Here is an 11732-nt window from a genome sequence, read left to right as displayed (position 1 = left end):
AACCGAAGATCGTCAGGAAGGAAGGTCATGATGAAAATGCCCGAAAATAATTTATTATTCAGCAGAAAAAGCTAAATTAACGTAACCATTTTTATTTCCAGAAGTATTCCAACTGCCACCGGATTCCCATCTTTCCTCGTCTCACCTATGGACGAGACCATTTTTGTTTAACCTGACTGTAAAGAATCAATTATGTGGAAAAGCTATTTTAAGATCGTTAGCCGCCACTTGTGGAAGAATCGGTCTTACACCTTCATCAATCTGCTGGGGCTTACCGTAGGTATCGCCTGTTGCCTCCTGATCCTGATCTACGTACAGGATGAACTGAGCTACGATAAGTGGCACGACGACGGCGATCGCATCTACCGCATGGCCCTCGAACGCAAGTATCCCGGTCGTTCGAGAAATTACGCCATTATTCCCCAATCCTACGGCGCTACCATCAAGGACGAATTTCCCGAGGTAGAAGATTTTTGCCGGCTGTTCTATTTCCAGGGTGCCAATATGGTGATCAAACAGGGCTCGCAGACCTTCGAAGAAAACCAGCTGATGTGGGCCGACAGCAATTTCTTCCAGCTCTTTAATGTGCCGCTGCTGGCGGGCGACGAATCGACGGCCCTGGTAAAACCCAACACCGTAGTACTGACGGAAAGCCAGGCCGAAAAATTCTTCGGTTCCGAAAATCCGATTGGTAAAGTGCTGGACATCGCCCAGAACAATCAGGACCTGGAAGTGACCGGCGTGTGTGCGGATCTGCCCGATCAGACCCACCTCGCTTTCAATATGCTGATCTCTTCCAGTACGCTGGGATTTTTGCAACAGCCCAATTACATCAACTTTTCGGCCTATACCTATTTGTTGCTGTCCCCTAATGCCGATCCCGCACAGGTGGAGGCAAAACTGCCGGACCTCGTTACCAAATACGCTTCCGGCCAGGTAATGCAGCAGTTTGGCGTCAATTACGAAGCCTACCAAAAGCAGGGCAACGGCTACATCTACACCCTGCAGGCCTTGCCGGATATCTATCTGACGTCCAATCTGGAAGCGGAGATCAAACCTCCGGGCAGTATGGAACGCATTAAGTTCTTTGTGCTCATCGCGGGCCTGATCCTGTTGATCGCCTGCATCAATTTTATGAACCTGTCGACCGCCCGGTCGGCGGGCCGGGCCCGGGAAGTGGGGATCCGGAAAACCCTGGGTTCCGGACGCCACCAGCTCACCTTTCAGTTCCTGACCGAGGCCTTCCTGAACAGCCTGGTGAGCACCGTCCTCGCCTACGGCCTGGCGCTGGCCCTGCTGCAACCGTTCAATGCGCTCACCGGCAAGGATCTGCCGATCTCCAGCCTGCTGGACTGGCGGTACTTACTGCTGATCCCGGGTATTGCGGTATTGACCGGATTGCTATCGGGTACCTATCCGGCCTTTTTCCTTTCCCGCTTTAAACCCATGGAGGTACTGCGGGGGCGTTTGTACGCCACCAAGAAAGGAGCCGGTTTGAGACGGGTGCTGGTGGTCTTCCAGTTCGGCGTATCGGTCTTTCTGATCATCAGTACCATTATGGTCTACCGTCAGATGTCCTTCGCTCAGAACAAAGCGCTGGGCTTTAACAAATCCCAGCTGCTGACCGTGCAGAATGCCGGCAGCCTGACCGCTCAGCAGGAAGAGACCTTTAAGGAGGAATTGCGTAAGCTGAGTGGGGTAGAGATGGTCAGTGGCTGTAGTTCCCAACCGGGGCAACAGTACTTCGGAATGTCTTTCCGCCCGCCTGGTGGAGAAGAATCGACCACGGGCAGCGGCCTTATTGTGGACGAGGACTACATCGAATGTATGGAAATGGAAATGGTGGCCGGCCGGACCTTCTCCCGCGAATTTATGGATACCCTATCCATAGTGGTCAACGAAGCTGCCGTCCGGGAAATGGAATTGGGAACCACCGATGCGGTCGGCACCCGCCTCGTCAGCAGCGATGCTTTTCTGAACCCGGATGAGAACGAGCCCTCGGTCTACACGATCATCGGCGTGGTGAAGGACTTTCACTTTCAGTCCCTGCACAATGTGGTGTCACCCCTTTTCCTGGTGCACAACCAACGGAGTTTTACCGCCGGCGTAGATCCCCTGATTACGGTCAGGCTGGGCGCTACGGACCTGCAGCAGACCATCGCTGGTATCGAAGGATTGTGGAAACAATTCCTGCCGGATATGCCGTTCAACTACCAATTTCTGGATCAGGAATGGGCGCAGTTGTACGAAAAGGAGCAGAATATGCAGCAGGTATACAGTGTATTCAGCCTGCTGGCGATCTTTATCGCCTGCCTGGGACTACTGGCCCTGGCGGCCTACACCGTGGAAACCCGGACCAAAGAGATCGGGATCCGCAAAGTGCTCGGCGCCACTACGGGCGGTATCATCGGATTGCTGTCCCGGGATTTCCTGAAACTGGTACTGCTGTCGATTGTCATCGCTTCTCCCTTCGCCTGGTGGACGATGCGGGAGTGGTTGCAGGATTTTGCCTACCGGGTATCGATCGAGTGGTGGGTCTTCGTTCTGGCGGGGATCATTGCCATCGGGATCGCCTTTTTAACGGTGAGTCTGCAGAGTGTGAAAGCTGCGCTGGCGAATCCGGTGAAGAGTTTGCGAAGCGAATAGTGATGATCTGATCGTTTGATGATCCGATTATCTGATTATAAGATGATCTGATGATGTTCTTTGCATCATCAGATCATCAAATCATTTAATCATCAGCTCATTCCTAAGCTTCCTGCTTCTTCTTGCGTTTGCGTCTTGTTTTGAAGAGTTCGACCACCTCCTTCTCTTTCAGGAATTTGAAGTCGACGAAAGCCGTGGAAACGAATTTTTTCACATCCTGGTAGTCCTTACCGCGCTTATCCGTGAATTTCTTGAGCAGTTTTTTCACGTAGGCCATAGACAGATCCTTCAGGTCCTGATTGAACTTCTGGTTGGCGAAAATGCTCATGTACACGGGGAAGAGTTTGGTCTCTTCGAAGAAATCCGGATAGGATTTTTCTTCCAGATTGCCGATCAGACGGGCGAAGTAACCGTAGATCACGGCGCGCACGCATTCGTTGATCACGGAAAGGCCCTGGTGGCGGCTGTAAAAAACGCGCACGGCATCCTGGACCTCCTCGTTCATATAGCCTTCGTTGTGGATCAGATCGGTGAGGTTGTAGAACTCGGTCAGCTCGTCCTTCACTTTTTTGTCCAGCAGGGCGGAAATGCGCAGGTCGGCCTGGGGATCCAGTTCGATATCCTCCCGTTTGTGCAGTTCCAGAATGAAATCCAGCCATTTGGCGTCAAACTCGGTCAGGCCGGTCCGTACCTTATTCAGGTGTTTGGACAGGTGCTTGCTATTCTCTTCGTCCAGGTCGAAGAAGGAACCGTACAGAAAAGCGATCTGCAGGTATTCTTCCGTTTCCTGGAATGCTTTGTTTTCGAGGAAATTCTTCAGCGGTTCGATCAGGGAAGTGTTGTCCCAGCGGGAACCAATGCGGTAGATCAGGAAATTCTTCAGCGGGGAGAACAGTACTTTCAGTTCTGAGATGGTCTCCGGGAATTCCGTGGAGTGGAAGTTGTCGCTCTTGAACTGTTTCTGGTAGCGATGGTAGCCCACCTGGCGCGCGTCCAGCGGACGGTAGCGATCCAGCTTTTGTCCCTGTAGGTAGTAACGTACCCGCTTGTTGGAAATACTGTTGATCAGGTTGGTCACCCAGATATCGCTACTCAGCGCAAAGCCCATCTGGATAGACTGGCCGATGCGTTTCTTCAGAATATCGAAATTAGCGGAATTGCAGATCGCCAGCAGCACTTCTTTGAAGTGGTCCTGCGGTCGCACGTATTTGTAGCGATCGTTGATCTCACCGCGTTGTACGGAGTAGCCCAGGATCTTGGGCAGGTATAGTCCTTCAAACAGGGGGTTGAGCAGTACGGTTTCCAACGCGATAAGTTGCAGGGGGTCTTTAGCTGCCACTTCATCGTACACCATGCCGATCTTCGGTTCGAACATCTCTTTCAGTCGCAAATAATGCTCTTCTTCCTCTTCATCCAGGTAGCTGGCCAGTTCTTCGGAGTCCTGGATCTCACCCGCGATCACTTCTAACTGATCCAGATAATCAGCATCTAATTCGTACATAATATTACCGCATTTTAAACGTAAACCTGATAGTGCAATTTAAAGCACTACCAGGTTCACCAATTTATTTTTAGAATAAAGTATAGCCAATTTGTGCTTACAAATATAGGCAGAAATTCATTTGCCAAGCAAGTGCACGGAAAAAAAAATCCCGATTTTCCGGTTAAAGGAAAATCGGGAGTATTTATTTCTGTACTTCGAATAAGTCTCGAGTAATTACTTTTCTTCCTCGGAGGCTTCTTCCGCAGCTTCGGCAGCCGGTTCTTCCGCTGGAGTTTCTTCCGTTGCTTCGGTCGTCTCTTCAGCAGTTTCAGCGGGTGCTTCGGCAGTAGCTTCGGCGGTTTCTTCCGTAACTTCGGCGCTGGCGCCTTCTTCTTCGGAATCCACTTCCACCGGTGGGATCTCTTCGACTTCCTCTTTAATTACCGGAGGAGTACCGGAGAGCTTGGCGTAGAATTCAGCTTTTTCCTCTACTGCTTTGGCTTTACGCGCCGCAACTTTAGATTCTTTAGCTTCTACCCATTCTCCGAATTTCGTTTCAGCTTCTTCGGCCGTCATGGCGCCTTTCTTCACACCGCGCATCAGGTGCTTCTTGTACAATACGCCTTTGAAGCGCAGGATAGCGCGAACCGTATCGGTGGGTTGAGCACCTTTGGTCAGCCAGTCGTATGCTTTTTCGCGGTCCAGCTCGATAGTTGCCGGAACGGTCATCGGGTTGTAAACACCCAGTTTTTCAATGAAGCGGCCATCGCGTGGGGCTCTGGCATCAGCAACAACAATGTGGTAGAAAGGACGTTTTTTGCGGCCTTTCCGCTGTAATCTCATTTTTACAGGCATCGAATATAAATTCTTATTGGTTAAACCATACCCGCGTACTCCCATCAAGGGACGGCGGGCTTTTCGAGGCGCAAAGATAGCTATTTTTACAATACTGCCAATAGTTTGGCGAAAACAAATATAATAAGTCAGTTCGGACGATCTCCCGAAATCTTTTCCTTCCACCGAACATTTGGTTTTTTTCGGCAGTTTGAGAATAAAAATGTAAAACCAAATGGGAGAGATCAAACCTTTATTCAATAGTGATGCGGTAGAAAAGATCCGGGAAATGACCGGAGACGGCAACATCGTTCTTTTTTGCTGCAATTTAGACGAACAACCTTTTGACGCTACACCGATGTCCACCCAGGCGGTGGATGATGACGGGACCATCTGGTTTTTCAGCACCAAAGACAGTGACCGCAATAAATATGTCAAGCGGGATCCCCGCGTACAGGTACTGTACAGCGATACCGGCAGTCAGGATTACCTGAGCATCTACGGAAAAGCCGAGGTTTTGAACGATCGCCAAAAGGCGGAAGAACTCTGGACCTCCTTTGCGAAGGTCTGGTTTCCGGAAGGACCGACCGACCCCAACCTGAGCCTGATCCGGTTTCGCCCGAGCGAGGGTTTTTACTGGGATACCAAAAACGGCAAAATGGTTGCCTTTGCCAAAATGATGGCTTCCATGGTCACCGGCAAGACCATGGACGATAGTGTAGAAGGCAAACTCAAGCTTTGACCATAAGAATTTAGATCGATGAATATGAGAATAGGCATCTTACCTCCGGGTAGGATGCCTTATTTTTTTTGCGCATAGGCGGGCGCTTTACGATCGCCAGCGCAGGGCCCGCTCGTTCTCGGCCCGCATAGTGGCCAGGATACCGTCCAGGTGATCCAGCTCGTGTTGCATCAATTCGGAGAGGTCGTCTTCCAGTTCCCAGGTCTGTTCCTCCCAGGCGGCGTCACGGAAACGCATGGTACAGCGGCGATGGCGTTGCAGACGGACCAGGAGATTGGGGAAGCTCATGCAATCGTCCCAGAGTTCCATCATTTCATCACTGGTGGCTACCAGTTCCGGATTGTAAAAGGCAACCGGCCGGTCAACATTCATCACCACCAGCCGCTTCATAACGCCGATCTGGGGCGCAGCGATAGCACGTCCTGCCCCGTATTTTTCCCGAAAAGCGAGAATGCAGGCGGCCATTTTATCTACCGTGGGTTGTAGATCGGCAACTTCTTCGGCGCGGACCGGTTCGCATTTTTCGTAGAGCCGGGGATCGCCCAGCAACAGGATCTGATCAAGCATGTTGGAGGTGTTAGTCGTATGGGAATTCGGTGCAGTATTATTTAGGGTGAGCAGTCTATCGGGTTCCGGCCGGTACAGGATCTTCCCATCCGACCGACCTCGCCGGCTGATCCATTAATCAGTCAGATAATTAGCGACTTTTTCTTTCAGGTCCTTTATGGAAAAAGGTTTGAGCAGAAAGTCATTGGCGCCTACCGCTTTGGCCCGGTTCTCGATATTGTAGATCACTCCGGACATCAATATGATCGGGAGTTGTGCAAATTTCTCCTTCTTGCGGAGTAAGACGATGACATCATCTCCTTCCAGGTCCGGCAGCATGAGGTCTACAATCAGCAGATCGGGTATGTTATGCGTTTGATCGAGGTATTTCATGATCCCCTTTCCGTTGGAAAGCGATACCACCTGGACCTGGGGCAGCTGATTCAAGCCCATGCTCAAAATTTGCAGTAAGTCCTGATTATCATCACAAATGAGCACCTGTTTTTTACTCATGAGTAAATTTTTTTCAAAATAGTTCACTAATCAATTTCGGCTAAAATGGCGGCAATTTCCCACAGGTCGGCGGGTTTTGCCAAATGATGATCAAAGCCGGCTTCCTTGGATTTGTCGCGGGCCTCCTTATGGCTGTAACCGGATAGCGCGATCAATTTCCCGGAATAGCCCTGCTCCCGTAACTGACTGGCAACCAGATAACCGTTGATATCCGGTAATCCAAGGTCCACCAGCATGGCTTCCGGCTGAAAGGATTCAGCCAGTGTAATACCTTCTTTTCCGGTTCTGGCCGTTTCAATTGCACAATTTAATGGCTTCATAAGCAGTGGCATCATAAAAGAAAGATCTTCGTTGTCTTCGATCAACAATACCTTAAGGCCTGCTTTAACCTGAGGGTTATTTGAAGTCTCCTCTGTAGATATTTCCACCAGCTGCCGGTGAGCCGGCAGGATGACGGTAAAGGTAGCGCCCTGATCGGTTCCGGCACTTTCCGCCGTGATTATGCCTCCGTGTAGTTCTACCAGCTTGCGGGAAAGGGCCAGGCCGATCCCCAGGCCGGTGATCGCTTTTCCTTCCTGTTTTACCTGGAAGAACGGATCGAATATTTTTTCCAGTATATCGGGAGCGATCCCGACACCATTGTCCCGGATCTGTACCCGGATCTGACCGTTTTGAATTTTTGCGGCCAGTTGAATGAGCCCGCCGTCGGGCGTATATTTGGAGGCATTGATCAGCAAATTGCTGAAAACCTGCTCCAGCCGGGTCGGATCTCCCTTGGTCGTAATCCCGTTTTCAATTTCCACCTCTATGGACTGACCTTTATCCTGCAGCAGATTCTGCGTGATCGATACGGCGTATTCCAGAATTTCCTGGAGATCCACCATTTGCAGGTCCAGTCTGATCTCGTTCTGGGAAACCCGGTTGAGATCCAGCAGATCGTCGAGCAGCTTGGCCATGGAACCGAGACTTCTTTCCATGATCGGAAAGATCTTTTCGGCTCTTTCCGGGCCTTCTTTCAGGATCTCTAACGCTGCTTTCAGCGCGGTGAGCGGATTGCGCAATTCGTGTCCTAAAATAGCTAAAAAGTTATTCTTTTTCAGGTCCGTTTCCTGCAATTCATGGATGGCTTTCTGCAGGGACTGTTCCAGCTGCTTACGTTCGGTGATATCGATGATCATGCCGACCATCTTAACGGCCTCATTTCTCTGAAATACGGTCTGGCCGCTGGCTTCTACCCAACTCAAATTGTTGTTCTGCCGGTTGATAACACGATAGACGACGTGGTAATATCCGTCACCTTTCGGATCAATAGCCTCGTTCAGGTTTATTCTTACCTGCTCCTTATCCTCAGGATGGATCCCTTCCCAAAAGACCTTCTGGGTAGGGGATTCTCCCGGGGTAAGTCCCCAGACCTCTTTCAGGAGATCGTCCCATTCGGTCTGTTCTCGCTGGATATAGAATTCAAAAGACCCGAAGCGGTTGGTCTGCAGGGCCATCCTTAGTTTCTGCTCACTGAAGGCCAGTCGTTGCTGGGCTTCGATCCGGTCGGTGATATCCTGTACCGTACCTACCATGCGGACGGCCTTTCCGTTTTGAAAGATCGTTTTGGCGGTGGCTTCTACCCATTTTATTTTTTCTTCGCTTCTATTAATTACCCGGTATTGGATGCGAAGTTCTCCTCCATTGACACCGTTCTGGGCCGCTTCGATGGCCTGAAGGGTTGGTAATATGTCATCGGGATGCAGTCCATTCCTAAATATGTCGAAGGTAATGGTCTCAACTTTCGGCGATACACCCCAGATCTCGCGGATCAGATTATCCCACATGACCGTGTTGGTAGCAATGTCGTGATCGTGGATACCGATCTTGGCCGCTTCCCGGGCCATGGCCAGTCGTTCCTGGCTGACTTTTAGTTTATCCTGGGTATCCTTGGTGCGTAGAGCGGTAGACAGCAGATTGGAGACCGAAAGCAGAAAGTTGCTGTCGTCGTGCGTAAATTCCCGGTAGCTTTTCGTGTGGACACCCATAACCCCGAAGGGAGGATCGGAATGGTTGATCAGGCAACTGATCCCGCTCACTACCTGGTGGTTCTGCAGCAGCGCCGGACCGGTAAAGCGTTTTTCCTTACTGAGGTTATGCACAATGATGGGTTCCTGGGAGATCATGGTGTAGCCGGCCTGGGAATCCTGAGCGGCGGGTATAACCGCATTACCGACCAGGCCGTTGTCCCAGCCGATCCCGGCCAGCAGCAGAAAATCCGAGCTTTCGGCCCGGTACTTCAGGATCTTGCAAAAATCGGCTTTCAGGGTATGCGCTACCTGGCGTACTGCCTGATGGATCAACTCTTCCGGCTGTGCTCCGGACAATGCAATCATCCCCAGCTTGGCCACCACGGCCTGCTGATTTTCCCTTTCTTCGGCCCTCTTGGACAATTCCTTGATCTCGGTTACGTCCTGAAAAACCAGCACCACGCCTTCTATCCTGCGATCTTCGGTGCGGTAGGGCGTGATCTGCCGGATATACCAGCGCCCGTCGTAGGAACGTTTTTCCCGGCGGATGGGCTGGAAATTGAGCAGTACCTTCTGACACTCCTCCATCAGATTTTCATCCACCAGTTCGCGGCCGATGGAGTTGATCGGCCGCCCGATATCCCGTGGGCCCATTTTCAGCAATTGTTCGGCGGCATTGGTATACCGCTGGATGGTCAGATCGGGATCCAGAAATATGGTCGGCAGGTTGGTGCTCGCAAAGAAATTCTCCACATCGTCGTTGGCATTCTGCAACTGATCGATCTTATCCTTCAACTGGGCGTTGACCGTGCTCAGCTCTTCGTTAAGCGAACGCATTTCTTCGGCGCTAGCCTCCAGTTCCTCGTTGGCGGACTGCAGTTCTTCGTTTGTCGAGAGGGCTTCTTCGTGGGAAGCTTTCAACTCCTCAGTACTGGTTTCCAGTTCCTCAATGGTGTTTTGCAGTTCCTCCTTGGTTTCGGACAGTTCCTGTTCCAGACTTTGATTGGCCTTATTCTCGTCGTCTTTGGTGAGCAGGACTTTTTCATCCTCTTCCAGTTCCCGTCCCTCCCGGAAAATAATACCGATCATATATTCATCGGATAATGCCGGGTTATGGATAGGGGAGAGCTCTACCTGGACCGTTCGGGTCTCGTTACCGGTCTCTTCTTTCGGTAGGACGCAGCGAAAATTTAGCGGCTCGTTGGTTTTCTTTATTTTGTATAAGGCGCTCCGTATTCTGGAGCGCAGGGCCGGCAATACGAGTTGAGTGATCTCATTGCGGGGTTCACCGCTGGGAATGCTGAGGTAGTCTTTCCAATTGCCGTGGTTGTATTGGATATTCCCTTCTCGATCCACGATCACTCCCGGAGGCAGGAAAGTTTCCAGCAGGGAGCGTCGGAGCAGATCGCTTCGGGTCAGGGATTTTCGGTTATCTTCCGAACCGCTCATGTTATCTGATTTCCTGCTGTAGGATGGGGTATTTCGGGTTTGCAGATGATGCAGCATGACCTGCTTATCATCGGATACCGGGGTTTTCTGGTAAATCCGCCATTTTTTGGCAATGGTTTTGAACAGTTCGGTTCTTTTACCGGTAGTTTCTGAGCTACCCAGAAAGAGGTAGAATCCATCGTTCAGGGCAAAATAAAAGGAACTCATCACTTTTTCCTGGATCTCCTTTCGGAAATAGATCAGCAAATTCCGGCAACAAATGAGGTGCATATGGTGGAAGGGAGGGTCGGTAGCTACATTTTGCAGGGCGAAGGAGATCACATCCCTAACCCCTCCCCTGATCCGGTATTGTCCCGGAGATTTGCTCTGTTTGATGAAGTATTTGTCGAGCAATTTCTTAGGTACTTCTCCCGTAATGCTTTCCGGATAAACGCCCTTCCGGGCAATTTTTATAGCGTGTTCGTTAATATCGGTGGCAAAGATCTTGATCTCATTGGTAAGGTTCATCTGTTCGACTGCTTCCAGCAGCAAAATAGCGACGGAATACGCTTCCTCTCCACTGGCGCAGCCCGCTATCCAGACCCGGATATCCTGGTCGGGGTTCAATTTTTTCAATATATCCGGGATCACTTTGGAGTCCAGGACCTCAAAGGCCGCCGGATCCCGGAAAAAGTCGGTCACATTGATCAGTAAGTCCTTGGTCAGATTTTTTCGCTCCTCGGAATGGGTGCGCAAAATTTCCAGGTATTCTTCGTACTCCTCGACATTCGTCAGGCTCATCCGCCGGGCTATACGGCGCAAAACCGTACTGGGTTTGTATTGCTTCAGGTTGAAATCTTCGTGGGTTTTCAATATGGCGGAGATCTCACTGAGGTTTTCTCCGTTTTTGGATCTGGTCGTCTTTTTTTGTTTTTCGAAAATGACGGGATGTTCCTTAAACTGTTTCAGCTTGTCCGGAATAGCCGTCACCTCGATTACTTCGTCGATCACATTGGCCTGAATGGCGCTCCGGGGCATACTGTCGTGTTCGGCTTCTTCCGGATCCTGGGCGAGAGTCAGCCCGCCCGCCGCTTTGATCTCCCGCAGACCGGCGGTACCGTCACTGCCCGAACCGGAAAGCACAATACCCGCACAGGAACTCCCGCGATCCCTGGCCAGCGATCGGAAAAAATGATCAATGGCTTTTCGTTGGCCGCGGGCTACCTGGGGGTTACTCACCTTAATGATACCGCGGTGCAGTTCGAGATATGTATTGGGAGGGATCACATAGATATGATCCGGGTGGATAGGCTCATTGTCTTCGGCTTCCTTTACGGGTAAAGGGCTTTCTTTAGCCAATAGCTCCACCAACAGGCTTTTATGGTTCGGATCGAGATGTTGCACGATCACGAAACCCATGCCCGGATGCTCCGGAAGAGCTTTAACCAGTTTCTTCAATACCGCTAGTCCTCCCGCTGATGCGCCGATACCGACGATCAAAAAGTGATCCTTGTTTTGATTCATAGTCGCT

General features: G+C 50.9%; 7 protein-coding genes. 2 read left to right on the top strand and 5 right to left on the bottom strand.

Annotated features, from left to right (window positions below):
• Window positions 1-192: 192 nt before the first annotated feature.
• On the top strand, window positions 193-2646 hold the full coding sequence (locus CRP01_RS24700; protein WP_099152790.1) for an ABC transporter permease: 2454 nt from the start codon (window positions 193-195) through the stop codon (window positions 2644-2646).
• 103 nt (window positions 2647-2749) lie between these two features.
• Here the strand turns inward: CRP01_RS24700 and CRP01_RS24695 are convergent, their stop codons facing one another.
• Window positions 2750-4147, bottom strand: coding sequence for a hypothetical protein (locus CRP01_RS24695; RefSeq protein ID WP_099152789.1), 1398 nt, complete (start codon window positions 4145-4147; stop codon window positions 2750-2752).
• Window positions 4148-4363: 216 nt separating this feature from the next.
• Window positions 4364-4972, bottom strand: a complete 609-nt coding sequence (gene rpsP / locus CRP01_RS43345) for a 30S ribosomal protein S16 (protein WP_317048820.1) — start codon at window positions 4970-4972, stop codon at window positions 4364-4366.
• A 226-nt stretch (window positions 4973-5198) separates the two neighbouring features.
• Here rpsP and CRP01_RS24685 point away from each other — a divergent pair, with 226 nt between their 5' ends.
• A complete protein-coding gene (locus CRP01_RS24685; protein ID WP_099152788.1) occupies window positions 5199-5705 on the top strand; it encodes a pyridoxamine 5'-phosphate oxidase family protein in 507 nt (168 codons plus the stop codon).
• A gap of 87 nt (window positions 5706-5792) precedes the next feature.
• Here CRP01_RS24685 and CRP01_RS24680 read toward each other — a convergent pair whose 3' ends face one another.
• The 3 genes from CRP01_RS24680 to CRP01_RS24670 form a co-directional block, all read right to left on the bottom strand.
• Window positions 5793-6272, bottom strand: coding sequence for a peptide deformylase (locus CRP01_RS24680; RefSeq protein WP_099152787.1), 480 nt, complete (start codon window positions 6270-6272; stop codon window positions 5793-5795).
• A gap of 114 nt (window positions 6273-6386) precedes the next feature.
• On the bottom strand, window positions 6387-6764 hold the full coding sequence (locus tag CRP01_RS24675) for a response regulator (protein ID WP_143473521.1): 378 nt from the start codon (window positions 6762-6764) through the stop codon (window positions 6387-6389).
• 26 nt (window positions 6765-6790) lie between these two features.
• The gene (locus CRP01_RS24670) at window positions 6791-11725 is read right to left on the bottom strand and encodes a chemotaxis protein CheB (RefSeq protein ID WP_099152785.1); all 4935 of its coding nucleotides are present in this window, start codon (window positions 11723-11725) and stop codon (window positions 6791-6793) included.
• Window positions 11726-11732 lie beyond the last annotated feature (7 nt).

This window comes from Flavilitoribacter nigricans DSM 23189 = NBRC 102662, assembly GCF_002646595.1.
In the GTDB taxonomy this organism is placed as follows: Bacteria; Bacteroidota; Bacteroidia; order Chitinophagales; family Saprospiraceae; genus Flavilitoribacter; species Flavilitoribacter nigricans.
Note: the sequence above shows the minus strand (reverse complement) of the source record. Positions and strands in the feature narration are given on the sequence as shown.

What these genes read in the sequence shown, in the direction of transcription:
- CRP01_RS24700 (WP_099152790.1), top strand. Translation starts at nt 193, where the DNA reads ATGTGGAAAAGCTATTTTAAGATCGTTAGCCGCCACTTGTGGAAGAAT.
- CRP01_RS24695 (WP_099152789.1), bottom strand. Translation starts at nt 4,147, where the DNA reads ATGTACGAATTAGATGCTGATTATCTGGATCAGTTAGAAGTGATCGCG.
- rpsP (WP_317048820.1), bottom strand. Translation starts at nt 4,972, where the DNA reads ATGAGATTACAGCGGAAAGGCCGCAAAAAACGTCCTTTCTACCACATT.
- CRP01_RS24685 (WP_099152788.1), top strand. Translation starts at nt 5,199, where the DNA reads ATGGGAGAGATCAAACCTTTATTCAATAGTGATGCGGTAGAAAAGATC.
- CRP01_RS24680 (WP_099152787.1), bottom strand. Translation starts at nt 6,272, where the DNA reads ATGCTTGATCAGATCCTGTTGCTGGGCGATCCCCGGCTCTACGAAAAA.
- CRP01_RS24675 (WP_143473521.1), bottom strand. Translation starts at nt 6,764, where the DNA reads ATGAGTAAAAAACAGGTGCTCATTTGTGATGATAATCAGGACTTACTG.
- CRP01_RS24670 (WP_099152785.1), bottom strand. Translation starts at nt 11,725, where the DNA reads ATGAATCAAAACAAGGATCACTTTTTGATCGTCGGTATCGGCGCATCA.